The sequence below is a fragment of the Breoghania corrubedonensis genome, from assembly GCF_003053845.1.
In the GTDB taxonomy this organism is placed as follows: domain Bacteria; phylum Pseudomonadota; class Alphaproteobacteria; order Rhizobiales; family Stappiaceae; genus Breoghania; species Breoghania corrubedonensis.
On the sequence record NZ_QAYG01000003.1, the window covers coordinates 132,360 to 157,655 of the forward strand.

The 25,296-nt window shown below is 63.7% G+C and carries 22 protein-coding genes; 19 read left to right on the forward strand and 3 right to left on the reverse strand.

The features are described from left to right. Positions 1-40: 40 nt before the first annotated feature. From C8N35_RS11095 to rarD, 4 genes are read left to right on the forward strand one after another with little or no spacing between them, the layout of a single operon-like run. On the forward strand, positions 41-559 hold the full coding sequence (locus tag C8N35_RS11095) for a GFA family protein (protein ID WP_107989759.1): 519 nt from the start codon (positions 41-43) through the stop codon (positions 557-559). Further along, positions 556-1,512, forward strand: a complete 957-nt coding sequence (gene pip, locus C8N35_RS11100; protein WP_107989760.1) for a prolyl aminopeptidase — start codon at positions 556-558, stop codon at positions 1,510-1,512. Before C8N35_RS11095 ends, pip begins: the two co-directional genes overlap by 4 nt. A 43-nt stretch (positions 1,513-1,555) precedes the next feature. Next, entirely contained in the window at positions 1,556-3,187 is a 1,632-nt protein-coding gene (gene cimA, locus C8N35_RS11105; RefSeq protein WP_107989761.1) for a citramalate synthase, read from the forward strand. Positions 3,188-3,205: 18 nt separating this feature from the next. Further along, positions 3,206-4,141, forward strand: coding sequence for an EamA family transporter RarD (gene rarD / locus C8N35_RS11110; RefSeq protein WP_107989762.1), 936 nt, complete (start codon positions 3,206-3,208; stop codon positions 4,139-4,141). Between the two features lie 90 nt (positions 4,142-4,231). Here rarD and C8N35_RS11115 read toward each other — a convergent pair whose 3' ends face one another. Beyond that, on the reverse strand, positions 4,232-4,834 hold the full coding sequence (locus C8N35_RS11115) for an LOG family protein (protein ID WP_107989763.1): 603 nt from the start codon (positions 4,832-4,834) through the stop codon (positions 4,232-4,234). Positions 4,835-5,224: 390 nt separating this feature from the next. On the opposite strand from C8N35_RS11115, the gene C8N35_RS11125 reads away from it, so the two are divergent. The 3 genes from C8N35_RS11125 to C8N35_RS11135 all read left to right on the forward strand — a co-directional run bounded on the left by C8N35_RS11125 (position 5,225) and on the right by C8N35_RS11135 (position 9,742). After that, on the forward strand, positions 5,225-6,874 hold the full coding sequence (locus C8N35_RS11125) for a LysM peptidoglycan-binding domain-containing protein (RefSeq protein ID WP_170122077.1): 1,650 nt from the start codon (positions 5,225-5,227) through the stop codon (positions 6,872-6,874). Between the two features lie 556 nt (positions 6,875-7,430). Continuing rightward, a complete protein-coding gene (locus C8N35_RS11130) occupies positions 7,431-7,814 on the forward strand; it encodes an ArsR/SmtB family transcription factor (RefSeq protein WP_107989766.1) in 384 nt (127 codons plus the stop codon). Continuing rightward, positions 7,811-9,742: an ABCB family ABC transporter ATP-binding protein/permease gene (locus C8N35_RS11135; protein WP_107989767.1), complete on the forward strand. Its 1,932-nt coding sequence runs from the start codon at positions 7,811-7,813 to the stop codon at positions 9,740-9,742. Before C8N35_RS11130 ends, C8N35_RS11135 begins: the two co-directional genes overlap by 4 nt. A 294-nt stretch (positions 9,743-10,036) precedes the next feature. On the opposite strand, the gene C8N35_RS11140 is transcribed toward C8N35_RS11135, so the two are convergent. Then, a complete protein-coding gene (locus C8N35_RS11140; protein ID WP_107989768.1) occupies positions 10,037-10,333 on the reverse strand; it encodes a GIY-YIG nuclease family protein in 297 nt (98 codons plus the stop codon). Between the two features lie 167 nt (positions 10,334-10,500). On the opposite strand from C8N35_RS11140, the gene C8N35_RS11145 reads away from it, so the two are divergent. After that, the gene (locus C8N35_RS11145; protein ID WP_107989769.1) at positions 10,501-11,202 is read left to right on the forward strand and encodes a phosphatidylserine decarboxylase; all 702 of its coding nucleotides are present in this window, start codon (positions 10,501-10,503) and stop codon (positions 11,200-11,202) included. A 4-nt stretch (positions 11,203-11,206) separates the two neighbouring features. After that, positions 11,207-12,130, forward strand: a complete 924-nt coding sequence (gene pssA / locus C8N35_RS11150; protein WP_107989770.1) for a CDP-diacylglycerol--serine O-phosphatidyltransferase — start codon at positions 11,207-11,209, stop codon at positions 12,128-12,130. A 71-nt stretch (positions 12,131-12,201) separates the two neighbouring features. Here the strand turns inward: pssA and C8N35_RS11155 are convergent, their stop codons facing one another. Next, positions 12,202-12,462, reverse strand: coding sequence for a hypothetical protein (locus tag C8N35_RS11155; RefSeq protein WP_107989771.1), 261 nt, complete (start codon positions 12,460-12,462; stop codon positions 12,202-12,204). A 338-nt stretch (positions 12,463-12,800) separates the two neighbouring features. Between C8N35_RS11155 and puuE the strand changes: the two genes are divergently transcribed. The 10 genes from puuE to C8N35_RS11205 all read left to right on the forward strand — a co-directional run bounded on the left by puuE (position 12,801) and on the right by C8N35_RS11205 (position 25,286). Then, complete coding sequence (gene puuE / locus C8N35_RS11160; protein WP_107989772.1) at positions 12,801-13,709, forward strand: allantoinase PuuE; 909 nt, start codon at positions 12,801-12,803, stop codon at positions 13,707-13,709. A 319-nt stretch (positions 13,710-14,028) separates the two neighbouring features. After that, positions 14,029-15,081, forward strand: coding sequence for a TRAP transporter substrate-binding protein (locus tag C8N35_RS11165; protein ID WP_107989773.1), 1,053 nt, complete (start codon positions 14,029-14,031; stop codon positions 15,079-15,081). A 229-nt stretch (positions 15,082-15,310) separates the two neighbouring features. Next, positions 15,311-15,874, forward strand: coding sequence for a TRAP transporter small permease (locus C8N35_RS11170; RefSeq protein WP_107989774.1), 564 nt, complete (start codon positions 15,311-15,313; stop codon positions 15,872-15,874). Then, on the forward strand, positions 15,874-17,190 hold the full coding sequence (locus C8N35_RS11175; protein WP_107989775.1) for a TRAP transporter large permease: 1,317 nt from the start codon (positions 15,874-15,876) through the stop codon (positions 17,188-17,190). Before C8N35_RS11170 ends, C8N35_RS11175 begins: the two co-directional genes overlap by 1 nt. Positions 17,191-17,670: 480 nt before the next feature. Continuing rightward, the gene (locus tag C8N35_RS11180) at positions 17,671-18,474 is read left to right on the forward strand and encodes an ABC transporter ATP-binding protein (RefSeq protein ID WP_245926760.1); all 804 of its coding nucleotides are present in this window, start codon (positions 17,671-17,673) and stop codon (positions 18,472-18,474) included. Beyond that, a complete protein-coding gene (locus tag C8N35_RS11185) occupies positions 18,474-19,859 on the forward strand; it encodes a KpsE/RkpR family capsule polysaccharide export protein (protein ID WP_107989776.1) in 1,386 nt (461 codons plus the stop codon). Before C8N35_RS11180 ends, C8N35_RS11185 begins: the two co-directional genes overlap by 1 nt. A 270-nt stretch (positions 19,860-20,129) precedes the next feature. Beyond that, on the forward strand, positions 20,130-21,266 hold the full coding sequence (locus tag C8N35_RS11190; protein WP_107989777.1) for a polysaccharide biosynthesis/export family protein: 1,137 nt from the start codon (positions 20,130-20,132) through the stop codon (positions 21,264-21,266). 290 nt (positions 21,267-21,556) lie between these two features. Continuing rightward, positions 21,557-22,906 carry a capsule polysaccharide biogenesis protein gene (locus tag C8N35_RS11195; RefSeq protein WP_107989778.1) on the forward strand — a complete coding sequence of 450 codons (1,350 nt, stop codon included), beginning with the start codon at positions 21,557-21,559 and terminating at the stop codon, positions 22,904-22,906. A gap of 69 nt (positions 22,907-22,975) precedes the next feature. After that, a complete protein-coding gene (locus C8N35_RS11200; RefSeq protein ID WP_107989779.1) occupies positions 22,976-24,256 on the forward strand; it encodes a capsule polysaccharide biogenesis protein in 1,281 nt (426 codons plus the stop codon). Between the two features lie 238 nt (positions 24,257-24,494). After that, a complete protein-coding gene (locus C8N35_RS11205; RefSeq protein ID WP_107989780.1) occupies positions 24,495-25,286 on the forward strand; it encodes an SDR family NAD(P)-dependent oxidoreductase in 792 nt (263 codons plus the stop codon). Positions 25,287-25,296 lie beyond the last annotated feature (10 nt).

Consider the following 25,296-nt stretch of genomic DNA (forward strand, 5'->3'; position numbering starts at 1 on the left):
AAACCGCACGGATGATGGTGGATTTGATAGGAGATCGGGAATGACGGTAGACGATACATCTCCCCGAACCGGCGGATGCCAGTGCGGCGCGGTGCGGTTTGCCGTTTCCGGTCCGCTCGGCCAGGCCTCCATCTGCCATTGCCGCATGTGCCAGAAGGCGTTCGGCGCCTTCTATGCGCCGCTCGTCTCGGCTGGCGCCGAGGACCTCACATGGACCCGCGGCGCGCCATCCCATTTCCAGTCATCGAACCATGTGCGGCGCGGCTTTTGCGAGAAATGCGGGACGCCGCTGACCTATGAGGCGCCCGACGGGATCGCCCTTGCCATCGGTGCCTTCGATGCGCCCGAGACAATCGTGCCGACCGTCCAGTTCGGGCTGGAGGCAAAGATTTCTTATGTCGACCGGCTTCACTGTCTCTCCGGGATGACGTCCCTGGACGACCCGGAATCGGCCGATTTTCTGACAACCCTGGTGTCCTATCAGCACCCGGATCACGACACGCGCGACTGGCCGCCGGCCGACGAAGCCCCAAAGCCGTCCGCAAAGGAGAAGAAATGAGCGATCTAGCCACCCTCTACCCGCCGATCGAGCCATACGAGACCGGCTATCTCGATGTCGGCGACGGCCATGAGATCTACTGGGAGCGATGCGGCACGAAGGGCGCCAAGCCCGTCGTCTTCCTGCACGGCGGACCCGGCGGCGGCTTTTCCGTCAACCATCGCCGGCAGTTCGATCCCGCGCGCTACGACATCCTGTTGTTCGATCAGCGCGGCTGCGGCCGTTCGCGCCCGCATGCCAGGCTCGAGGCCAACACCACCTGGCATCTGGTCGCCGATATCGAGCGGCTGCGCGAAATGGTCGGCGTGGACAAGTGGCAGGTCTTCGGCGGCTCGTGGGGCTCCGCGCTGGCGCTGGCCTATGCCGAGACGCATCCGGAACACGTCAGCGAGCTTATCATGCGCGGGATCTTCACCCTGCGCCGCTTCGAGCTGGAATGGTACTACCAGTCCGGCGCCTCGATGCTTCATCCCGAAAAGTGGGAGCGTTTCCTGGCCCCCATCCCCGAGGACGAGCGCGGCGACATGATGGCCGCCTATCGCCGCCGGCTGGTGGGCGACAACGAGGAGGTCAAGCTGGAGGCCGCCAAGGCCTGGGCGATCTGGGAAGGCGAGACGCTGACGCTGAACCCCGATCCCGGCACCTCGGAGAAGTTCAAGGACGGCCACTTCGCGCTGGCCTTCGCGCGCATCGAGAACCACTATTTCGTCCACGGCGGCTGGCTGGACGAGGGCCAGCTCATCCGCGATGCCCACAAGCTGAAGGGCATTCCGGGCGTGATCGTGCAGGGCCGCTACGACATGGCGACGCCTGCCGTGACCGCGTGGGACCTGCACAAGGCCTGGCCGGAGGCGGAGTTCCACCTGATCGAGGCCGCCGGCCACGCCTTCTCCGAGCCCGGCATTCTCAACCAGCTCATCCGTGCAACGGATCGCTTTGCCGACAATACCTGACAAGACACGAAACGCCTCGCCAGACAAAAGGCTGAACATTCCCATGTCCGTGAACGCTGAATCTTCGAAGACCACCGCCCGCGAGCGGCTCTATCTCTTCGACACCACCTTGCGCGACGGTGCCCAGACCAACGGCATCGACTTTTCGCTTGAGGACAAGATTGCGATTGCGGACATGCTGGACAAGCTCGGCATCGACTATGTCGAGGGCGGCTATCCCGGCGCCAATCCGATGGATACCGCCTTCTTCCAGAAGAAGCGCACGAAGGCGGCGGCTTTCACCGCCTTCGGCATGACCAAGCGGGCCGGCCGGTCGGTCGAAAACGATCCCGGCCTGCAAGGGCTTTTGCAGGCGCAATCGGATGCGATCTGCTTTGTCGCCAAGTCCTGGGACTTCCACGTCAAGGTGGCGCTCGCGACCACCAACGAGGAAAACCTCGACGGCATCCGCCAGTCGGTCGCCGCCGCCGTGGCCGCCGGCAAGGAGGCGCTCGTCGATTGCGAGCACTTCTTCGACGGCTACAAGGCCAATCGCGACTATGCGGTGGCCTGCGCGAAGGCGGCCTATGAGGCGGGTGCGCGCTGGGTGGTGCTGTGCGACACCAATGGCGGCACGCTGCCCGACGAGATCGAGGCCATCGTCGCCGACGTGACGCGGTTCGTGCCGGGCGATCACCTCGGCATCCACGCCCACAACGACACCGAGCAGGCGGTCGCCAATTCGCTGGCCGCCGTCAAGGCCGGCGTGCGCCAGATCCAGGGCACGCTCAACGGCATTGGCGAGCGCTGCGGCAATGCCAATCTCGTCACGCTGATCCCGACCCTGATGCTCAAGCGCGACTATGCGGAGCGCTTCGAGGTGGGGGTGAGCGAGGATGCGCTTTCCAAGCTCACGCAGTTCTCGCGCTCGTTCGACGAGTTGCTGAACCGCGCGCCCGACCGTCACGCGCCCTATGTCGGAGCGGCGGCGTTTGCCACCAAGGCCGGCATCCACGCCTCCGCCATCCTGAAGGACCCCAGGACCTACGAGCATGTGGCGCCCGAGCGCGTCGGCAATCGCCGGCACGTTCTGGTGTCCGATCAGGCCGGCAAGTCGAACCTCGTCAGCCAGCTCAAGTCGCTGGGGATTGCGGCCGATCCCTCCGACCGCCGGCTCGACGGGTTGCTGCGCGAGGTGAAGGAGCGCGAGGCGCTGGGCTATGCCTACGAGGCGGCGGATGCCTCGTTCTCGCTGCTCGCCATGCGCCATCTGGGCGAGGTGCCGAAGTTCTTCGACGTGAAGAGCTTTCGCGTCATGGTCGAGCGCCGCTACAACGCGGTCGGCGAACTGGTCACGATGTCGGAAGCGGTCGTGAAGCTCGTCATCGACGGCGAGGAGCACATGTCGGTGGCGGAGGGCAACGGCCCGGTCAACGCGCTCGACATCGCCATGCGCAAGGATCTCGGCAAGTATCAGAGCGAGATAGAGAACCTCGTGCTGATGGACTTCAAGGTGCGTATCCTCAATGGTGGTACGGAAGCCATCACCCGAGTGCTGATCGAGAGCATGGACGAAAAGACCGACGAGCGCTGGTTCACCGTCGGCGTGTCGCCTAATATCGTCGATGCCTCGTTCCAGGCTCTGACGGATTCGATCACCTACCGCTTGCTGAAGGGAGCTGCGCCGGCGGCCTGACCGGCGCATTCAACAAACATGACCATCTTGCCGTCCGGGCGCAGCGCCCAGGATGAGGAACTGTCCGCCTATGCCAGTGCGGTCGGGGCCTACGTCCTGTGGGGGCTTCTGCCGCTATATTTCATGGTCCTGCATGCAGTCCCCGCCGAGCAACTCGTCGCCCAGCGCATCGTCTGGTCGGTCGTGCTGGTGGGGGCGATGCTGGCCGCTGTCCGGCGTCTGGACGAGGTGATCGCGGTCTTCACCGATCCGGCCAGGCTCTGGCGTCTTACGCTGAGTGCGACGATCCTCGCCGCCAACTGGCTGATCTTCATCATCGGCATCGATGCGCATCGGGTGCTGGAGATTTCCTTCGGCTACTTCATCAATCCGCTGGTATCCGTGGCGCTGGGAACGGTGCTGCTCGGCGAACGTCTGAGCCGGGGGCAGGTTCTCGCCGTGGCGATCGCGTTTGTCGCGATCGCGTTGCAGGCCTGGGGGCTTGGCAGCTTTCCCTGGATCTCGCTGGCACTGGCGTTCTCCTTCGGGATCTACGGCTTCCTGCGCAAGACGGTCGACGTCGGGGCCGCGCCGGGCCTTCTGGTCGAGGCGACCGTTCTGGCGCCGATCGCGCTCGGCTACCTCGCGTGGCACGGGATGAACGGCACGCTCGTTTTCGGTCCCGGCCTCGGCATGATGGCGCTTATCGCGGCTTCCGGCGTGGTGACGGCGCTGCCGCTGATCCTGTTTGCGCGCGGCGTGCGCGGTCTGCCGCTCACCACCATCGGCATCCTGCAATATTTCGCGCCCTCGCTGCACTTCGTGCTGGCGATCGCGGTCTTCGGCGAGCCGCTGGACCCGGTGCGGCTGGTGAGTTTCGCGCTGATCTGGCTGTCGCTCGCGGTGTTCAGCCGCGATTTGTTGCGCCGGCGCGCGAAAGCGGCCGCGGAGGCCGCGAAAAACCCGGTGGTGTGAGTGCCGGCGGGCATCGGGAATGAGGCGCGAAAATAGCGCGAGCGGCCGCTCTTCAAGACGGCCGCCGGCTTTGCCCGTCGCGCGCGATGTTCAAAGCTGCGAAAGCGAGACGCCGTCTTCCTGGCAAAGGTCGCGCTTGCCGTCGGCGACATTCTGCAAATGCGGCACGATTTCGGCTGCCGTATTGGCGACGTGATAGGTCACATCAAGCCCGTTGCGGATGAAGCCGTCGCGCCGCATGTGTTCGAGCAACTGGCGGAATGGCTCCCAGAAACCCTTGATGTTGGCGAGCAGGACGGGTTTGCGATGCTGACCAAGCTGGGCCCAGGTCATCATCTCGACCGTTTCTTCCAGCGTTCCGATGCCGCCGGGCAGCGCGACGAAGGCGTCCGCCTTTTCGAACATCAGCCGTTTGCGCTCGTGCATGTCCTCGGTGACGATGAGCTCACCGGCGTCTTCCAGCATTTCCTCGCGTTCCTTCAGGAACTGCGGGATGATGCCCGTCACCTCGCCACCATTGTCGAGGACGGATCGTGCCACGATCCCCATCAGCCCGATGGACCCACCGCCATAGACGAGCCGGATTCCGGCTCTGGCCATTTCCCGGCCGAGTTCCGTGGCCGCTTCGCGGTAGGCGGGGTCGGTGCCGGCGCCGGAACCGCAATAAACGCAGATGCTTCGAATGTCTGTCATGGGTTCAGGTTGGCACCGCACGCGATATCTGGTCAAGCTGTGTTCGCAAGGCTCCGCATTCGTGCTGAGGAAAGGCGTCGCGGCGCCTCGCGCGGCGTCGGCCGGCTGGTGGGGCGGCGAGGCCGAATTCTTCATGCCGGTGACAGGCCTCGTCATCGCAAAGGGAGAATCAGCCCGGGCGACAGGCTTGCGCCGCAAAGCTGCGCGGACAAAAGCAACGTGACGTGAGGGACTTGCCGCCGTTTGCTTGCCGCGCTGGGCAAAGGCGTATAACCATGCGGAGAATTAGCGGAAAAATATGGCGCTGCCGGGAAGGCGCGCGCCGCCGGCGGTATGACCCGGCGGGTCCTCAAGGAACGGTCCGCCAGTCTCAGGGAGCGTGAAGGCTCGATGTTCAAGGTATTGCTCGCAGGGCTCATCGGTATCGCTGTCGCGATCGCTCTCGCCATCTTCGGGTATCAGGCCGGGTATTTCGACAGCTTCCGCAAGGCAGCCGAGCCGGCGCCGCAGGTCGCCGCCAATGGATCGCAGCAAGCGGCAAAGCCCGGCGGGGAGCCCCCCTTGTCCGGGAAGGGGCAAGCCGACAACACGGCCTCCGGCGCGCAAACGTCGAATGCCGCGACATCGACCGCATCCGGTTCAAGCACCCAGAGCCCGGCCGGCAACGCCAAGGCCGCACCGGCGATCGCACCGACATTCGACGTGGTGCGCGTCGAGCCGTCGGGAGATGCCGTCGTAGCTGGACTTGCCGAAGCGGATGCGACGGTGGCCCTTGTCGCCAATGGCAAGGTGATCGCCAGGACGAAATCGAACAGCGCGGGCGAATGGGCCATCGTGCTGGACGATCCGCTTGGGCCCGGCGACTACGATATCGCCATTTACTCCGAAAAGGAGGGCGAGGCCGCGACGGAGTCGACCCAGCGCGTAACCGTCTCCATTCCCCGCGACAAGGATAATGGCGACGTTCTCGTCGTCATGAACGCCGAGGGCGAAGCCAGCACGATCCTGCAGAAGCCCGGCGATCGGCAGCCGGCCGTGGTCGCCTCCAAGGCGTCGCCGGCAATGACCGCTGAGACCTCGCAGAGCGAAACCGGACAGGACGCGGCATCCGCTGTTGAAGGCGCGGGCGATGAGGCCCGGGTGATGGCCGAGGCAACGCCGACCGGCGAGAAGGAGGTCGCCGCGAGCGATGAAGCCGCGCCTTCGGATGGCGACACGGCAGGCGAAACCACCATCGCCAAGGCAAGCACGGGTGGCGCGAGCGAGACCCCGGCCGCTTCGAGCGACGAGGGCGCATCGGCGACCACCGGCGGCACGTCCGCGTCTTCCGCCACCGGCAGGGCCGACAAGTCCGGCACGGAGCAGGGGAACAATCCGGGGCTCACGGCGGCCGCCGAAGCCACGGTCGCAAGCGTCGCGGCCGGCGATGCCAACACCACGTCCAGTCCAGCCACGGGCGCAAGTGAAGGAAAGCAGGACGACGTGTCCCGCTTTCATGTCACCGTCGATGCGGTGGAAAGCGAGAAGGGCAAGATTTTCGTTGCCGGCACCAGCAATCCCGGTGCGCGGCTTCGCATCTACATCGGCAAGGACTATCTCGGCGAGACGACGGCGCGCGCCAACGGTCGCTGGCTGCTGGAGACCGAACACGATGTGCCCGCCGGCAAGCACGAGGTGCGCGCGGATCTTGTCGAGGGGCCGGAAGGCACGGTGCTTGCGCGCGCCGAGGTGACCTTCGAGCGCGCGCCGGATGCGGTGATCCTCACCCAGGTCGCCGCCGAAGGCGAGGCGGGCGAGGGTACGGGCGCGAGCGCCACCGCCACCGCCCGCGTGCCCAACGTGATCATCCGCAAGGGCGACAACCTGTGGACGATCTCCCGCAGGCTCTACGGCAAGGGCATGCGCTACACGACGATCTACGAGGCTAACCAGGGCCAGATCCGCAACCCGGACCTGATCTATCCCGGCCAGGTGTTCCTTACCCCCGTGGGCGACGACGCCTGGAAGGGCGACAGGGAAGACCCGTCCGCGACCAACTGAGGCGGGCGGCTCCGCTGGCGGGATTTCCGGTGCTTGCGGCCCATCCTTCGAGACGGCCTTGTCAGGCCTCCTCAGGATGACGTCGTGTGCGTTGATGGCTTCATCGAGGCGACAACACGGGTAACGTCATCCTGACGTCTAACCGGAAAATGGTGTCGGGTTGTGTTCTTTCACCCTCATACCCCTCCGCCGTCATTGCCCGGCGGAGTTCGGGCAATCCATGCCGCGATCTTTCGTCACGACGTGTTGGTGAATTCTCCTGCGATTTCCACCTTCTCCCGCGTGGATAGTTCACGGCATGGATCCCGGCTCGGAGGCCGGGATGACGGCGGAGAAATAGGGAGACCCGACCCGATACCATTTCCGGGTCAGACATTGAGGAGCGCTTGTCAGAGCGCGTCTCGAAGGATGGGGCGCTTGTTCCGCCGATCCGCCCCTTGCGCACTTCAATCACTTGCATTTGTACAATTCATCGTCTATCGACGATCATCGATCGGCGGGCCCCGGCTGCCGCGCCGCCTTCAGGCGGGTGAGACAAGAAATTCCAAGGACGTTCATGTCTTCTCTCAGTGACGACAGGCTCGCCGCCTGTTTCAAGGCCTTTGCCCATCCCGCCCGGCTGGCGATCCTGCGTGAGCTTGCCGATAACGACCGGCGCTGTTGCGGCGATATTGTCGGCATGCTGCCGCTGGCCCAGTCGACCGTCTCCCAGCATCTCCACATCCTGCGCGAGGCGGGGCTGATCCGGGGCGAGATCGATGGGCGGCGCTCCTGCTATTGCCTCGACGGCGAAGCGGTGCGGGCCTTCATGGAGGGCTCGGCGGCGCTGTTCGCCCTGCTCGGCGAGACGGAAGAAAAATGCGCGACCGGGCCCGCCCCCGTGGCCAGTGCCGGTGCGTCCGCAACGGCCGGCCTTGAAGTTGCGGAGGCCGGACGATGAGCGGCACCACCAGCGAACCCGAAGGCGCGGCGAAGCCCGGCCGCCGGGCCACCGTCGACGAAGCCTCCACGCTTCGCACGGTCCTCAATCTCTGGCCCTACATCTGGCCGGCAGATCGGCCGGACCTGAAGAACCGCGTGGTGATGGCGCTGGGGATGCTGCTTCTGGGCAAGATCGTTACCGTGCTCGTGCCCTACAGCTTCAAGTGGGCAACCGATGCGCTGACCGGCGAGCTGGATGCGGGCGGGCTCGGCCTGCCGGTGTGGGCGGTAACGCCGATGATGCTGGTGGCGGCCTATGTCGTCGGCCGCATGCTGATGATCGCCTTCAACCAGGTGCGCGACGCGCTGTTTGCCCGCGTCGGCCAGCACGCGGTGCGCCAGCTCGCCTACAAGACTTTCATTCACATGCACGAGCTGTCGCTGCGCTTTCACCTGCGCCGGCGCACGGGCGGGCTCTCGCGCATCATCGAGCGCGGTGTGAAAGGCATCGAGACCATCGTCCGCTTCACCATCCTCAACGCCATTCCGACCGCGCTGGAATTCGCGCTGATGGCGGCTGTCATCGCCTACCAGTTCTCCTGGTCCTATGTCGGCGTGATCGCGGTGACGGTATGGCTCTACGTGTGGTTCACGGTCAGGGCATCGGACTGGCGCATCAACATCCGCAAGGTGATGAACGACAGCGACACCGACGCCAATTCCAAGGCGATCGACTCGCTTCTGAATTACGAGACGGTGAAGTACTTCAACAACGAGCGGATGGAGGCCGCGCGCTTCGACGTCTCCATGGAGCGCTACGAGGGTGCGGCGGTGAAGACGTGGACGTCGCTCGCCTGGCTCAACATGGGCCAGACGGTGATCTTCACCCTCGGCATGGGCGCCTGCATGGCGCTTTCGGCGCGCGCGGTGATGGCCGGCGAGCAGACCATTGGCGATTTCGTGATGATCAACGCGCTGCTGATGCAGCTCTCCATCCCGCTCAACATGATCGGCTACATCTACCGCGAACTGCGCCAGGGGCTGATCGACATCGCCGACATGTTCGACCTACTGTCGGTGGAGGCCGAGATCGTCGACGCGCCGGCTGCGGCTCCGCTGGTGGTCGACGGCGGCACGATCCGCTTCGAGGACGTGCATTTTGCCTACGATCCCGAACGCCAGATCCTGAAGGGCGTCTCCTTCGAGGTGCCGAGCGGCCACACGGTCGCGATCGTCGGGCCCTCGGGCGCGGGCAAGTCGACCATTTCGCGGCTGATCTTCCGATTTTATGATGTGACATCGGGCGCCATCACCATCGACGGGCAGGACCTGCGCGAGGTGCAGCAGGAAACCCTGCGCGCCCGGATCGGCATGGTTCCGCAGGACACCGTGCTCTTCAACGATACCATCCGCTACAACGTCCGCTACGGCCGCCCCTCGGCGAACGATGGGGAAGTGGAGGAAGCGGCGCGCATGGCGCAGATCGCCGGCTTCATCGAGAGCCTGCCGCACGGCTTCGACACGGAGGTGGGCGAACGCGGCCTGAAGCTTTCGGGCGGCGAGAAGCAGCGCGTGGCGATCGCCCGCACATTGCTGAAGGCACCGCCGATCCTGATCCTCGACGAGGCGACCTCCGCGCTCGACACCCAGACGGAGCGCGAGATCCAGTCGGCGCTCGACGTGGTGTCGAAGAACCGCACGACACTGGTGATCGCGCATCGGCTCTCCACGGTCGTGGGTGCCGACCAGATCCTGGTGCTGGAGGCCGGCCGGATCGTGGAACGCGGCACGCATGCGGAGTTGCTTGCGAAGGACGGGCTCTACGCCTCCATGTGGGCCCGCCAGCGCGAGGCGACGGAAGCCGAGGAGCGCCTGCGTCAGGTGCAGGAAGCCGACGGCGACTTCATCGTGCGCCGCGGGCCGAAGGCGGAGGAAGTGGTGGAGTAGGGGAGCGACAGAGGACTGAGCGTCGCGCCCTGCGGCTGTCTTCGTTCGTCGCTCTTCCCCAAATGTCATCCCGGCCACAGCGAAGCGGAGAGCCGGGACCCAGTAATCGGGGTGCCTGATTTCCGGCAGGATCACAGACCACGATGGGATGGCGTTCCGGGCCAAAGCCGCCAGCAGCAACGGTTACTGGGTCCCCGCTTTCGCGGGGATGACATCGAAAAAGGGGCGGCGCATGCGGCTCGCCGCAGGCTCTCGGCTCCGCTGCGGCCGGTGACACCGGAGCAGCGCGAGAGCTCAGATCAGAGACTTGAACAGGTCGTCCCAGTTGGGATTGCGCTCTTCGATCAATTGGATCTTCCAGCGGCGGTTCCAGCGCTTGACCTGCTTCTCGCGTCGGATCGCCTCGTTGATGTCTCGATGATGCTCGTAGTAGACGAGATGGTGCACGCGGTATTTTCGCGTGAAATTGCTGGCTATGCCCTGGCGATGTTCCGAAATGCGCCGCACAAGGTCGTTCGTGACGCCGACATAGAGCGTGCCGCCCAATCCGCTGGCCAGAACATATATGAAGTAGTCATGTGGACGCTCCATCAGGCAATGATGCGGCAGGAGGCGGTATCTTCGCAATTCTCCCAAGGGTGGCCCACTTCCGATTGTTCGGTGCACATCTTCTTCCCCGATTGATCTCCCCCGCCCCGTTGGTGCAAAGATGGCAATCCGGCATGGCAATGCCGCGCGGAAAGCTCTAAGTAGGCACAATGTCCCTGATCGATACCATCAAGCGCACGGCTGTTCCGATCCATCGCGAAGGCTGGCCGTTCATCGCAATCGCCGCCGCGATCACCATCGTCGTCGGCTGGTTCGTGCCCTTCATCTTCTGGATCGGGCTGATCCTGACCGGCTGGGTCACGTATTTCTTTCGCGATCCGCAACGGGTGACGCCCGTCGGCACCGGTCTGGTCGTCGCGCCCGCGGACGGCACCGTGTGCATGGTCGGTCCCGCCACACCGCCGGTCGAACTCGGCCTGGGAACAGAACCGATGGTGCGTATCTGCACCTTCATGAATGTCTTCAACTGCCACGTGAACCGCGCACCCATCGGCGGTGCGGTGACCAAGATCGCCTATCGTGCCGGCAAGTTCCTGAATGCGGAACTCGAAAAGGCGTCGGACGACAACGAGCGTAACGGCCTCGTCATCAATGCGCCCGAAGGCCGTATCGCGGTCGTGCAGATCGCCGGTCTCGTGGCGCGACGCATCGTCTGTTTCGTGCGCGAAGGCGAAAGCGTGCAGGGCGGCGAGCGCTTCGGGCTGATCCGTTTCGGCTCGCGTCTCGATGTCTATCTGCCGGCCGGAACGGCGCCCCGGGTCGCCATCGGCCAGACCATGGTGGCGGGCGAGACCGTGCTGGCGGATCTGACCGCACCGGCTGGCGGCATCCCGCTGACACGGGTGAGCTGAGATCATGAGCACACCGTTTGCCCCCTTCGAACCCGGCCCCAGTTCAAACGCCAAGCGACGCGGGAAGCGTATCCGCCGGTTCCAGCGCGTCCCGCTGAAGATGATCCTGCCCAATCTGGTGACGCTGCTGGCGTTGTGTTCGGGGCTCACCGCCATCCGCATGGCACTGGAGGCGCGCTGGGACCTGGCGATCGGCGCCATCGTTCTGGCCGCGGTTCTCGATGCGATCGATGGACGTGTTGCCCGGCTGTTGCGCTCCACCTCGCGCTTCGGCGCGGAACTCGACAGTCTCGCCGATTTCGTGAATTTCGGCGTGGCACCGGCGATCATCCTCTACACGTGGCTGCTGAACGACCTGAAGTCGCTCGGCTGGATCACCGTTCTGGTTTTCGCGATATCGGCCGCGTTGCGTCTCGCGCGCTTCAATGTGGCGCTGGACGATCCCGACAAGCCCGCCTGGCAGGGGAACTTCTTCACCGGAACGCCGGCGCCCGCCGGCGCGCTGTCCGTGCTGCTGCCGGTCTACCTGCACCAGTTGGGCGTGCTCGATCGCTGGATTGAAATCGAGCCGGTGATCGTCGGTTACACGTTCCTGATCGCGTTCCTGATGGTCTCGCGTCTGCCGACCTTTTCCGGCAAGCGGGTGGCGATGCGGGTGCGCAAGGATCTCGTCCTGCCGGTCTTCGTCGCAGCCGTGCTGCTGGTGGCGCTTGGCGTGAGCTATCCCTTCGAGGTGCTCAGTGTCGCGACAATCGCCTATCTGGCAGCGATCCCTGTCGCGGGCCGCGTCTGGCGCAAGCACATGCTGGCCGATGAGGACAAGACCAGGGATCAGATGCCTGACGACGAACCGGATGCGCCGGTCTCAGGCGTTTTGGACGTGGATACGCCGGACCAGAACGGGGCAGACCCGAAAAAGCCCGAATAGAAGCCGCCGGTCGGCCGGACGGGCCTGGCCTCGGCTGCGCCGCGCGCGTGTCCGTCTCGCCGCCTTTGCGCTCACGCCTCCTGGCGAGAGCCCAGGGCGCGGACGCGATCGCTCAGGTCCGCATCCGGAAAGGCCTGGCGCAGCATGGCCAGCGCTTCCGCGGCGGAGGCATGCGGAACGCTTTCCAGCATCCGCCGCATCGCCTCCAGCCGGTTGTCCAGATGTGTCGTCCCGGGTATCGCACCGGGCACCACAAACGCGTTCGTGGCCTCTTCCTGCGGTCCCGCAACCTCATTCTCGACGAGGGTGAGCGAGGGTTTCATCGTCGCCATCACTGTCTCCTTGCCTTCAAACCTGCCCGTATCGGATGCAGGCCGGGGCCTATTTGCTCGGCAATAACGCGCCGAAGGCCAAAAAGCTCCAGCCTCGATGCGGATAAAGCCTCCTCTTGCCAGTTTCGGGCCAGTTTCGGGCCAGTTGCAGGTCAGTTTTACTGCCAACCGGGAAAGTGACGACTTCGAGAAAACTCTCCGTCGCGTTGAATAGGGGCATTGATGGCGGTGTGAGGTGTGACGTCCGTTGATGGCAACAGTTGAAATTGCCGCGACTATCGGCTTCTCTGCGAACAGCTTTCCTCGTCAATTCCGACAGTAACCGGAGTGAAATTTTCATGACCGACTACCCGCGCGACATGATCGGCTACGGGCGCAACGCGCCGGATCCGCGCTGGCCGGACGATGCGCGCATCGCCGTGCAATTCGTGATCAACTACGAAGAGGGCGGCGAGAACAACATCCTGCATGGCGACGCGGCATCAGAGGCGTTCCTGTCGGAGATCGTCGGCGCCGCGCCCTGGCTCGGCAAGCGCCACATGAACATGGAATCGATCTACGAGTACGGATCGCGCGCGGGCTTCTGGCGTTTGTGGCGCATGTTCACGGCGCGCAACGTGCCGGTCACCGTCTACGGCGTGGCGATGGCGCTTCAGCGCAACCCGGAGGCCGTGGCCGCCATGAAGGAGGCCGGCTGGGAAATCGCCTCGCACGGGCTGAAGTGGGTCGAATACAAGGACATGCCGGTGGAGGTCGAGCGCGCGGCGATCGCGGAGGCTGTGCGTATCCACACGCAGGTGACCGGCGAACGGCCGCTGGGCTTCTACCAGGGCCGCAGTTCCGAAAACACCATTCCGCTCGCCATGAAGGAGGGCGGCTTCGTCTATCTCTCCGACACCTATGCCGACGATCTGCCCTACTGGATCGAGGGCCCCGGCGGTCATCAGTTGATCATTCCCTATACGCTCGATGCCAACGACATGCGCTTTGCGACCGCGCAGGGCTTCAATTGCGGCGACCAGTTCTTTGCCTATCTGAAGGACAGCTTCGACATGCTCTATGCCGAAGGTGTTGCCGGACAGGCGAAGATGATGAATGTCGGCCTTCATTGCCGCCTCGTCGGCCGACCGGGCCGCGCCGCGGCGCTCGCGCGATTCATCGACTACGTGAAGGGCCACGACAAGGTGTGGCTGCCGCGCCGCATCGATATCGCGCGCCACTGGCACGAACATCACAGGCCCGAATAGTCGCCGTTCGATGAGGCTTTGAGGTCACACGCCAGCGGTTGAGGACGCAATGGCAGAGGCGAGAGCTCGTGTTTCGTCGCTTGCAGGTCATTCTACCTTTCCCGAACGCGATAGGTTCTGGCTATAGGAAGGTTCTCAATGGCTGGTGAAGGTCAGCGATTTCAGCGACTTGTTTGCATTGCGAACTTTGACTTCAATTCTTCATTTTATACTGGCAATGAGAATCGTTTTGCTCAAAATTCGCCGCGTCGCAACCCGGTCAAGCTCTGCCGCGGTTGAGGGAGCGATCCGCCACTGGCGGAAAAGTTGGAGGATAATCATGTTGAAGAATCTCGCGATCGCGGGTTGTCTTGTCGCGGGCGCGCTTGGCCTTGGTGCCACCGCGCAAGCACAGGAAGTAACCCTGAAGGTCCACCATTTTCTGTCGCCGCAATCGCCGGTCCCGAAATATTTCATCGGTCCGTGGGCGGAGAAGGTGGAAAAGGATTCCGGCGGTCGCATCGCCGTGCAGATCTATCCGACCATGCAGCTCGGAGGCAAGCCGCCCTCGCTCTACGATCAGGCCAAGGACGGCGTGGTCGACATCGTCTGGACGCTGACGGGCTACACGCCGGGACGTTTCCCCAAGTCGGAAGCCTTCGAGCTGCCGTTCATCGCCGGCAAGGCCGCGCCGACGTCGGAGGCCGCCTGGGATTTCTATGAAAAGGATCTCCAGGACGAGTTCAAGGACGTCAAGGTCATCGCCGCCTTCGTTCACGGCCCCGGTCTTGTCCATGCGAACAAGCCGATCGAAAAGCTTGAGGACATGAAGGGCCTGAAGCTGCGCGGTCCCACCCGCATGACCAACAAGCTGCTGGAAAAGCTCGGTGCGATTCCGGTCGGCATGCCGGTTCCCGCCGTCCCCGAAGCGCTGTCCAAGCACGTCATCGACGGTGCGGTCGTGCCCTGGGAGGTGTCCGTGCCGCTGCGCATCCCGGAACTCGTCCACAACCATACCGGTTTCTCCGGTTCGCGCGGGCTCTACACCTCGTTCATGGTCTTCGCGATGAACAAGGCGAAGTACGACAGCCTTCCCGACGATCTGAAGAAGGTGATCGACGACAATTCCGGTCGTGAGGCGTCCCGCCTCGCCGGCCTTGCCATGGACAAGGGCGACATGGCCGGTCCGCCGGCACTGGCGAAGCTTGGCGACAAGCAGACCATTCTCGACGAAGCCGAGACCCAGCGCTGGAAGGATGCCGCCAAGGACATCGAGGCCGGCTGGATCGAAGAGATGAACGGCAAGGGTCTCGACGGAACCCAGCTCGTGAAGGATGCAAAGGCCGCGATCGACACGTATGTCGACAAGGACCAGGCGGCTTACGAATACTGAGCCGCTTTCCGCTCAGGGCACACCGCGCCCGCGGCATCGAGTTGCCGGCGCGGTGTCGATCCGTCTTTGAAAAACGATCAACTGGCGGCGGGCCGGCGCCAGGGCGCCACCGGTGGCGGGAACATCAAGAAGCCTTGTGCAACGGGGGCGCGCGGGTCCAGTCTTGGTGCCTGTCGCCGATAATGCTGCACGGGATGGCTTTCAACTTTTATCGAATTGGGGAGTAGGGATGGTCAGCCAGGCTAAGGGGCTCGCGCCCCGGCTCGAACGGCGCGTCGGCCATGTCATCGAGTTCATCACCCGCTGGCTGGCGCTCGCCGGCGGCGCCTCGCTCGTCGCGATCACCGCGGTGACCTGCATCAGCGTGATCGGCCGGGAACTTGCCGGTGTTCCGATCCCGGCATTCGAGGTCTTCGGTCCCATTCAGGGGGATTTCGAACTGGTGGAGGCGGGGTGCGCCTTTGCGATCTTCTCCTTCCTGCCCTGGTGCCAGATGCGCCGTGGCCACGTCACGGTGGATATCTTCGTCCAGCCGCTGGGGCCGCGGGTCAACGCAGGGCTGGCTCTTGCGGGAAATCTGCTGCTTACCGCCTGCGCTCTCCTGATCGCCGTGAAGCTCGGCGAAGGGCTCGTGGACAAGCGCTCCTATTCGGAGACGACCTTCATCCTGCAGATGCCCGTGTGGTGGGGCTATGCGGTGGCGCTCGTGGGCGCCTGGGTCTTCGTTCTCGCCTCCGCCTACACGGTGTGGCGCAGTCTCAATGAAATGTTGGGTGACGGGGAGCGCGAGTAATGGGCAACATCGAACTCGCCGGCGCCAGCTTCGTCGTCCTGCTGGCGCTCATCTTCCTGCGCATCCCGATCGGGCTTTCGATGCTCGCCGTCGGCATCGGCGGCACGGTTCTGGTCACCGGAAGCTGGGTGCCGATCCTGGCGCAGATGAAGTCCCTCACCTACGAGACCTTCTCCAGCTATTCGCTCTCCATCGTGCCGCTCTTCCTGCTCATGGGCCAGTTCGCCACCAGAAGCGGCATGTCGCGGGGGCTGTTTCGTGCGGCCGCGGCCATGATCGGCCACAAGCGCGGTGGTATCGCCATGGCGTCGGTCGCAGGCTGCGCCGGTTTCGGCGCGATCTGCGGCTCCTCGCTTGCGACCGCCGCCACCATGGCGCAGGTGGCGCTGCCGGAAATGAAGCGCTACGGCTACAACGGCGCGCTGTCGACTGCCTGCCTCGCCGCCGGCGGTACGCTGGGCATCCTGATCCCGCCGTCCTTCGTGCTGGTGATCTACGCGATCCTTGCCGAGCAGAACATCGCCAAGCTGTTTGCCGCCGCCTTCGTGCCCGGCATCCTCGCGGCGATCGGCTATGTCATCACCATCTCGCTCTTCATGCGTTTCGATCCCGAAGCCGCCCAGCCGGCCGCGAAGGCCAGCACGCGCGAACGGCTGGAGGCGATGGTCGAGGTCTGGCCGGTGGTGCTGATCTTCCTGCTCGTCGTGGGCGGCATCTACGCCGGCTGGTTCACTCCGACAGAAGGTGCCGCCGTCGGCACCGCCGGAACGGGGCTGGTGGCGCTCTTTCGCCGTCAGCTCGGCTGGAGCGCGCTCGGCGAGTGCATCCTGGCGACCGCCGTCTCCTCCGGCATGATCTTCTTTATCGTCTTCGGAGCAGGGGTGTTCAATTCGTTCCTGGCCTTCACCCAGATGCCGCAGATGGCGGCCGAATGGGTTGGCAATGCCGGGTTGAGCCCGTGGCTGGTGCTGGCCGGCATCCTGCTGACCTATCTGGTCTTCGGTTGCGTGATGGATTCGGTGTCGATGATCCTCCTCACCGTACCGATCTTCTTTCCGATCGTCATGACGCTCGATTTCGGGCTCTCGCCGGAGGACACGGCGATCTGGTTCGGCGTTCTGGTGCTGATCGTGGTGGAGGTCGGGTTGATCACCCCGCCAGTGGGGATGAACCTCTTCATCATCAATTCCATGGCGCCCGACGTACCCCTGACCCAGACCTACAAGGGCGTCGTGTTTTTCGTGCTTTCCGATCTGATCCGTGTGGTGATCCTGGCCGCTTTCCCCGCGATCACGCTTGCCGTGCTCTGGTTGTGACCGGGGCAATCGTCACCGCCCCTTGCGTCTGCGGCCGCAAGGGGCGGTGTCCTTCGCGCCGCTGTGTGGCGCGCCGCTGTGTGGTGTGCCCCGGCATCGCGCCCCCTGAGTGGGGCCGTAAACTGAAGGAATGGTCAGGTTTTTGGCGCCAGATGCCAAGCACAGGCCCTGATCAGACCACGCGCCGGATGGCCGTTGAAAGAAGAGCGGCGAGACGTCTCTCCCCTCCGGCGCCACAAAAACGCCCTTAAGCTTGTCCGTTCTGTTATAGAGGCTGCACGATATCTGGAGCCGCGGGCGGCGTTTTGGCGGATGGGCAGGTGGTCTGTTCGCGGGCTTGAGCGCCCGGGCAAAATGTCGGCCAAGGCGAATCGCGGCATTGTGTTGGAAGCCCGCCTGCGCGCACGCAAGTTTCGCGCAAGCGTTTGATGTCGAGTCTCGAATGGTGCAGAATCGCGAACGCATCGGGCGGAGAGTGCAGTGAACACACGTCAGGCCAGCCAGAACGGATATCCGAGCGGCGGTTCGATCCGGCCGGGAAAATCGCGCGGCGGGTCGTTCCTCAAGCGTGTGACCAGCACGCTGATCGACGCGCGCGCAAGCGCGTGGACCAACCATGGCGAGCCCGAACGCCATTTGCGGTTCAGCAATGTCACGAAGCTCTATGCTACCAAACACGGTCACCGCCGCGTGATCGATCAGCTCTCGCTCGATTTTCCTCGCGGGCGCAACATCGCGATCCTCGGCAAGAACGGCGCGGGCAAATCGACGTTGATGCGGATGATCGCCGGCTCCGAAGCCCCGAGTTCGGGCAAGATCACGCGCGAGACGCGAATTTCGTGGCCGCTCGGTCTCGGTGTCGGTGTGCATCCCGCGCTGAGCGCCTTGGAGAATTGCCGGTTCGTCGCTCGTATCTACAACGCCGATCCGCGCGAGGTGATCGATTCGGTGGAGGAGTTCGCCGACGTTGGCGCCTATTTCCACATGCCGGTACGCACCTTGTCGTCGGGCATGCGCGCCCGGGTCAATTTCGGCCTCTCCATGGCGATCCAGTTCGACTGTTACCTGATCGATGAGTTGACGGCCGTTGGCGACCGGAAGTTCCAGGAAAAATGCCGGGAAGCCTTCGCGGAGCGGTTGTCCAGCGCAGATGTCATCATGGTTTCTCATCAGGCGAGCACAGTTAAATCCTATTGCGAAATGGCGGCGGTCCTTCAGGACGGTAAGATCCGCTTTTACGATTCGCTGGAAGAAGCGACCGAGATCTACCAGGGGCTTGCCTGATGCTTGACATTCCCAAGGCCGCCAACCGGCTTCGCCAGATGGCGAAAGACGGGATGCATGGCGGCCAGTGGTCGCGGCGGAATGCGGCGGCAGGAGAAAATGCCGCGGAGCAGATGGCGGAACGCAACGAGCCGGTTCATGTGCCGGATCCCACGATCGTACGCCTGCCGGAGGGGCAGCCCGGCGGCAGGCCGATCCCGCATCCCGGCTCCAGGCCGCCGCCAGCGGAACGGCGGGGGCGCGGTGGTGCCGCCTTCCTGCGGCAGGCGGGCGTGCCGAAGCTCAGCACCGGCGGCATCATCCGGCTGACGTTCCTCGCCTTCGTTGTCCTTCCCACCATCGTGACGGGGCTCTACTACGCCTTCTTCGCCGCCGATCAATATTCGGTGGAGGCGCAGTTCGCGGTTCGCAGCAAGGAAAACACCGGAGCTTCGCTCGACGGACTGACGATCCTGAGCGGGATCACCGGCTCCACGCCGAACGCGTCCGACAGCTACGTCGTCACCAATTTCGTGGGGTCGCGTGATCTGGTCGGCAAGATCGACAAGGATCTCGATCTGCGCAAACTCTATTCGCGACCGGAAGCGGACTTCTTTTCCACCGTCGACCCCGACGCTCCGGTGGAGGACTTGGTCGAATACTGGAACGGCATGGTCACGACCGAATACGACAAGTATTCCGGTATCGTCACGCTGCGGGTGAAGGCATTCCGCGCGAAGGATGCCGTGACTGTCGCGCAGAAGGTCATTGGCTACTCCGAGGCACTGGTGAACGACTTGTCGCGGCGCGCGCGTGATGACGCGGTCTCCGAATCGGAGAGCGAGGTGGCGCGCGCGGAGAACCGGTTGCGTCTTGCGCGCCGCGCCGTGGCCCGGTTCCGCGGTTCCGAACGCCGTCTCAATCCGATGGCGACGGCTGAGTCGCGCGAAAAGATCATTGGTGAACTGGAAGGCCAGAAGTCAAAACTTGAGACAGAGCTTTCCGCCGTGAAGGAGGTCAGCCCCAATTCGCCGCGTCTTACTTCGCTGAACTCGCAGCTTTCGGCGATAGTCAAGCAGATCGACAGCGTCCGTTTGCAGACAAACGAGAACGAGTCCGGCGATGAAGGCACGCTCAATCAGCAGCTTTCCCAATATGAGGAGTTGCAGACCGAGCGCGAGTTTGCGGAAAAAGCCTATGTCTCCTCCCTGGCATCGCTGGAAAAGGCGCGACTCGAGGCTTCCACCCAGACGCGGTATCTGTCGGTTTTCGTCGAACCGCGGCTTCCCGACATCGCACTTTATCCCGAAGGTTTGCGCTCGACGTTCATCGTGTTCATCGGAGCGTTCCTGATCTGGGGAATCGCCGGGCTGGTCATCGCCGGCGTTCGGGACCACGTGGCGTGATGGATCCGGGCTTCATGCAGGCTTTTGCGGATCCTCGACTCTTTCGAAATTTAATAAAAGTTTTACTCCCAGGCCGCTCTTTAGAGTGTGGTTCCGGGCAAGGTTGCCGGGCTACTCCTGACTGGATTCGTGTCCATCGGGTTATGGCGCTGTTGCTTCGGGGCAACAGTTGCGTGCCGACCGCGCGTTGCAGCGGTTCATTGATGTAAATGCAATGAGCCAACTGATATGAGAGTCGCGGCGGGCAAAAGGGCTAATACTTTGAGTGTGATGAAATCGATCGGCCTTGTCTTCGTTGCGCTGCTGCTAGCAGGTTGTTCGGTCGTGCCTGGTGGCGGCCCGAGCGGTGCCGCCCTGAGCGCCGACGATATCGAGACCGCGGTCCAGAAAGAGGACTACTTCAGCTTCACTCTGACGCCTGAGATCGCGCAGATCGTCGGGCGCTATGTGCCGACCAGATTCTCCGACTATTTCGGGATCAAGGGGACCGAGCCGCGCCAGCGCATCGGGGTCGGTGACCTCCTAACCATCAATATCTGGGAAGCCGACGAGCGCGGCATCTTCTCCACCTCATATGGCAAGAAGACCACCGTCGAGAGCGTCGTCGACGATTCGGGGCGTATCTTCGTGCCCTATGCCGGGCGCATCCGCGCGGCGGGACAATCAGTGGAATCGGTCCGCGAAGCTGTGGAAACCGCACTGGTCGGCAAGGCCGTTCAGCCGCAGGTGCAGATCATCGTCACCGGCAACCAGACCAACAGCGCGGTGATCGTTGGCGATGTCGGCAAGCCGGGCAAGTATCCGATTTCGGTTGCCGGCACGACGTTGCTTGATCTGGTCGCGCATGCCGGCGGTTCGCGCGGCAAAACCTTCGAGACCGTGGTCACGCTGAAGCGTGGAAACCGCAAGGCGACGACGAACCTTCAGGATCTGATCGACGTTCCCAAGAACAACGTTCGGCTGGTCAAGGGCGACAACATCCTGCTGACCGTGAAGCCGCGCAGCTTCACCGCCTTTGGCGCGGTCGTGAAGACCGCGATCCAGCAATTCCCGACCGAATCCGTGACGTTGGCGGAGGCGCTGGCCAGTGTTGGCGGTCTCAACGACAATACCGCCGACGCGAGCGCGGTCTATCTGTTCCGCTTCGAGGATCCGGAAGTCATCGTCAAACTGAAGCCGGAAGCCCGCGACAAGATCGGCGACTATCAGGTGCCCGTGATCTACCGCCTGAACCTGCGCGATCCCAAGGCGTGGTTCGTGGCACGGTATTTCCAGATGCGCGACAAGGACATGATTTATGTCGCAAACCATCCGGCAGCCGAACTGGGCAAGTTCCTGAGGATCATCCAGCCGCTGTTGACGTCGACGCGATATGGTGTGCTGATTTCCAACGATCTGGAAAAGTAGAGGGTGCGAGTCCGCCGGGGCAGATCCGTTTCGCAGGCAAGAAGCCGCTCCAGATCCATACCTTGCGTATTGCCGTACCGTTCAGATTGACAAGATCTGAACGGTACGCGGCTGCCTCGCCTGCTCGTTTTGCAGAATGTTATCAACGCGCATCCCTCGCGCAAGCATGATGGCTGAGATTGCATTGCAGCCTCAATCGACGGCTATGACGTTTCTCGTTCTGGTAAAGTCAGGTGAACTCAGGTCGCTGTGAACGTGCTCAATCGGCGTAACGGACAGTTTTTTCTCTCATGACTGCTAGGCAAACGACGGTTCGGACCGTTCTGTTTCTTCAAGGTCCCCCTTCGCTTTTCCTGCGCGATCTGGCCGTGGTGCTGGCGCGGCGGGGGCACCGTACCTGTCGGATCAACCTGAATCTTGGAGACTGGCTGTTCTGGCCGCGCCGCGGGGCGGTCAACTATCGCGGACGCTTGCGTGACTGGCGTGCGTTCCTGACCGACTACGTCAGTCGCCACGGGGTGACAGACATTGTCTATTACGCCGACCGGCTGCCGTATCATGTCATCGCGGGCGAGGTCGGGCGGGCGGGCGGGATCAACGTGATTGCGCTCGAGTTCGGCTATCTCAGGCCTGACTGGATCACGCTTGAACGAAACGGCATGTCCGCCTATTCGCATTTTCCCGCCGATCCGCAGGTCATCCGTGAGCTGGGCAAGGATCTGGTCGCGCCCTCGGCTGCCTCCCTTTATTCCTTTCCGCACGCCAAGGAAGCGTTCTGCGAGGTTCTCTACAATCTGACTTCCTATTTCGGTCGGCCGTTCTACCCCCATTACTATGCCGATCGCATCTACAATCCGGTCATCGAGTACATCAGCCACATCCCGCGCATTCTCTCGACGCGCGGCAACCAGCGCCGTTCGCACAAGGTGCTGCACGAACTGGTCGATCGCGGAACGCCTTACTATCTCTTCGCCCTGCAGATCGATGCGGATTATCAGCTGCGTGCGAATGCGCCCTTCCGCCGTCAGGCGGATGCGGTGAAACTCGCCATCAGTTCCTTTGCCAAGCACGCGCCGAAGGATACGGTGCTGCTGTTCAAGCAGCATCCGCTCGACAATGCGATGACGCACTGGAAGTCCCGTATTCATCGGCTCGCGCGCCGCTACAAGGTTCCCGAGCGTGTCCGCTTCGTGCGCGCCGGTGATTTGCGCGATCAGCTCACGCATGCGCGCGGAACCGTGCTGATCAATTCGACCGTCGGCATTCATGCGCTCAAGCACGGCTGCCCGGTCAAGACGCTGGGCGTTGCGATCTATGACATGCCCGGCCTGACCTTCCAGGGTCCGCTCGACGATTTCTGGACCAAAGCGGACAAACCGGATCCGGATCTGTGCCACGCGCTGGTCGCGGTCATGGCGAACACGATCCAGGTGCGCGGCAACTTCTATTCCCGTGCCGGACGCAATGCCGGCGCGCGTGCGGCGGCGGAACGGATCGCCAGAGGCTGTATTAACGAGCCGGGCGCCTTGGTCGAAAAGCCTCCCCGCCTTGCCCGGGCGAGGCGCATGGGTTTGCAGCCGGCAGACGATCTGGGACGCCAGAACCCTCAGCGCGGACTGATCGAACCGGACCAGGCGTAGAGGCCGGACGCGGAGAGGGCCGAGGCAGGCAGGACGGGATCCTCCCGCCCCTTTGAGAGAGACGGCGCGTTGGAAACAAGCCGCACATTTCTGTTCCTCCAGGGACCGTTGTCGCCCCTGTTCTCCCACATCGGCGATCGGCTCGCCGAGGCCGGACATCGGGTGTTGCGGGTCAACCTGTGTGTCGGCGACCGGTTGCACTGGCGCCGCGACGGGGCGAGGGACTATCGCGGCAGCGTCGCGGCGTGGCCCAGTTTCATCGATACGTTTATGGAGCGCGAAGGCGTCACGGATCTGATCCTTCACGGCGATCGGCGGATCTATCATCGCATGGCGGCCGACGCGGCGCGTGCGCGGGGTATTGGCGTGATCGCGACCGAACTGGGATACCTGCGGCCCGACTGGATGACGATCGAGCGCGACGGCACCTCCACCGGCTCGCATTTTCCCGACGATCCGGACACCATATCGAGGATCGCAGACGAGGTTGGGGCGATCGACTTCACTCCGCGCTTCCGCACGAGCTTCTGGCGCGTGGCGGCCCCCGATGTCGCCTACAATCTCGCCAATGTGGCGTTCTGGTTCCTCTATCCGCACTATCGTCGCCACACGATCTACAATCCGGTCATCGAATATGTCGCTGCGGGGTGGCGGCTCGCTCGCAAGGAGAGGCGTGACCGGCCCGCGAGGGCGCTGGCGGAGCAGCTGCACAAGGGCAGGGTGCCCTGGTTCGTGTTGCCCATGCAGCTTGAAGGCGATTTCCAGCTGCGCGACCATTCCCCCTTCGGCGGGATGGAGCCGGCGCTTGAAACGGTGTTTCGTTCCTTCGCCGCCCATGCGCCGAACGATTGCCGGCTGGTCGTCAAAGCCCACCCGCTCGACGCCGGGCTGGAGCGCTGGCATGCGGTCGTGCCCCGTCTGGCGCGGGATACGGGGATCGCGGACCGGGTCGACCATGCCGATGGCGGCGGGCTCGACGATCTTCTGGCCGGCTCGTCCGGAATGGTAACGGTGAACAGCTCGGCCGGGCTGGAGGCGTTGCGTGCCGGGGTCCCGGTCAAGGCTCTGTGTCCGGCGATCTTCGACGTGCCGGGCATGACCGATTTCCAACCGCTCGACGCCTTCTGGCGGACACCGACGCCGCCCGATCCGGCGCTGGTGCAGGCCTTCGTGACTGCGCTTGCCGGTACGGTGCAGGCGCGCGGTACGATCCACAGTCGGGAAGGTCTCGATGCGGCGGTAGCGACCATGAGCGCCCGCATCCTTGAAGACCGGCTGAACGATCATGGTGCCTACATCGATCCGCCGCCGCGCCTCGCGCGTGCCCGGGCCCTTGGCGCTCCGCTGTGAGCCGAGCCTGCCGCGTCTGGGCGTCGCGAGTGCAGAGACATTTGTACAGGGCCTTGAATCAGGATCTTAGCGGCGGTTAAAAATGTCGTGAGAGCAATATCTTACGCATGTTTGCGGAATCAGTTTCACCATCCGTTGAATCACTTTCTCAAGCGACGTTGAATCGGTTTGTGAAGACCGCCCTTGAATCAATTTCTCAACACCGCCGGGCAAGGCGGTCAGTGCACGGCAGGACGCCATGACGGATTATCGCAGCATCGTGATCACCGGAGCGAGCGGCGGCATCGGAACCGAGCTCGCCAGGGCCTTTGCCGGGCCGGGTGTCTCGCTCGCCCTGATCGCGCGCGATGCGACACGCCTGGAGGCGCTGGCCGAGGACTGCCGCGCCGCCGGCGCTATTGTGTCCGTGGCCGGCATCGACGTACGCGACCGGCCGGCGCTGCATGCCTTTCTCCAGGCTCATGACGCGGAGCATCCCGTCGACCTGCTGATCGCCAATGCGGGCGTCACCTGCGGTCTGGGAGAAGGCCGCAGCCGGGAGAGCGATGGGGATGCGGAGTGGCTGGCAGAGGTGAACTACAAGGGGGCGGTTCACACCGTCTCCGCGCTGGTGGAGCGGATGCGCGCGCGCAAGAACGGTCGGATCGTCATCATGTCGTCGCTTGCCGGCATGCGCGGCCTGCCCGACATGCCGTCCTATTCGGCCACCAAGGCGGCGTTGATCGCTTATGGCGAGTCCCTGCGCGGCTGGCTGCGGCGCGACCGTGTCGGCGTCACGGTGATCTGCCCCGGCTTCGTGACCTCACCCATGTCCGCACGCCACATGGGCGCCAAGCCCTTCGAGATCTCTGCGCAAAAGGCGGCGCGCATCATCAAGCGCGCGGCGGAGAAGGGGAGGCCCTTCCGTGCCTTCCCGTTTCCGCTCGCCCTCGGCATCCGGCTTTCGAAATTCCTGCCCGCCTGGGCCTCGGACCTCTGCTACGCATCGATGTCTGCGGATGTGGAGCGCGATCCGCGCAGCGACCTGTGAGTCGCATTCT

Bases quoted from the DNA above. Each gene is read 5' to 3' on its own strand.
- C8N35_RS11175 (WP_107989775.1), top strand. From the start codon at position 15,874: ATGGGCAACATCGAACTCGCCGGCGCCAGCTTCGTCGTCCTGCTGGCG.
- C8N35_RS11190 (WP_107989777.1), top strand. From the start codon at position 20,130: ATGAAATCGATCGGCCTTGTCTTCGTTGCGCTGCTGCTAGCAGGTTGT.
- puuE (WP_107989772.1), top strand. From the start codon at position 12,801: ATGACCGACTACCCGCGCGACATGATCGGCTACGGGCGCAACGCGCCG.
- cimA (WP_107989761.1), top strand. From the start codon at position 1,556: ATGTCCGTGAACGCTGAATCTTCGAAGACCACCGCCCGCGAGCGGCTC.
- C8N35_RS11155 (WP_107989771.1), bottom strand. From the start codon at position 12,462: ATGGCGACGATGAAACCCTCGCTCACCCTCGTCGAGAATGAGGTTGCG.
- C8N35_RS11095 (WP_107989759.1), top strand. From the start codon at position 41: ATGACGGTAGACGATACATCTCCCCGAACCGGCGGATGCCAGTGCGGC.
- C8N35_RS11130 (WP_107989766.1), top strand. From the start codon at position 7,431: ATGTCTTCTCTCAGTGACGACAGGCTCGCCGCCTGTTTCAAGGCCTTT.
- C8N35_RS11170 (WP_107989774.1), top strand. From the start codon at position 15,311: ATGGTCAGCCAGGCTAAGGGGCTCGCGCCCCGGCTCGAACGGCGCGTC.
- C8N35_RS11195 (WP_107989778.1), top strand. From the start codon at position 21,557: ATGACTGCTAGGCAAACGACGGTTCGGACCGTTCTGTTTCTTCAAGGT.
- pssA (WP_107989770.1), top strand. From the start codon at position 11,207: ATGAGCACACCGTTTGCCCCCTTCGAACCCGGCCCCAGTTCAAACGCC.
- C8N35_RS11185 (WP_107989776.1), top strand. From the start codon at position 18,474: ATGCTTGACATTCCCAAGGCCGCCAACCGGCTTCGCCAGATGGCGAAA.
- C8N35_RS11140 (WP_107989768.1), bottom strand. From the start codon at position 10,333: ATGGAGCGTCCACATGACTACTTCATATATGTTCTGGCCAGCGGATTG.
- C8N35_RS11145 (WP_107989769.1), top strand. From the start codon at position 10,501: ATGTCCCTGATCGATACCATCAAGCGCACGGCTGTTCCGATCCATCGC.
- C8N35_RS11125 (WP_170122077.1), top strand. From the start codon at position 5,225: ATGTTCAAGGTATTGCTCGCAGGGCTCATCGGTATCGCTGTCGCGATC.
- C8N35_RS11165 (WP_107989773.1), top strand. From the start codon at position 14,029: ATGTTGAAGAATCTCGCGATCGCGGGTTGTCTTGTCGCGGGCGCGCTT.
- C8N35_RS11135 (WP_107989767.1), top strand. From the start codon at position 7,811: ATGAGCGGCACCACCAGCGAACCCGAAGGCGCGGCGAAGCCCGGCCGC.
- C8N35_RS11205 (WP_107989780.1), top strand. From the start codon at position 24,495: ATGACGGATTATCGCAGCATCGTGATCACCGGAGCGAGCGGCGGCATC.
- C8N35_RS11115 (WP_107989763.1), bottom strand. From the start codon at position 4,834: ATGACAGACATTCGAAGCATCTGCGTTTATTGCGGTTCCGGCGCCGGC.
- rarD (WP_107989762.1), top strand. From the start codon at position 3,206: ATGACCATCTTGCCGTCCGGGCGCAGCGCCCAGGATGAGGAACTGTCC.
- pip (WP_107989760.1), top strand. From the start codon at position 556: ATGAGCGATCTAGCCACCCTCTACCCGCCGATCGAGCCATACGAGACC.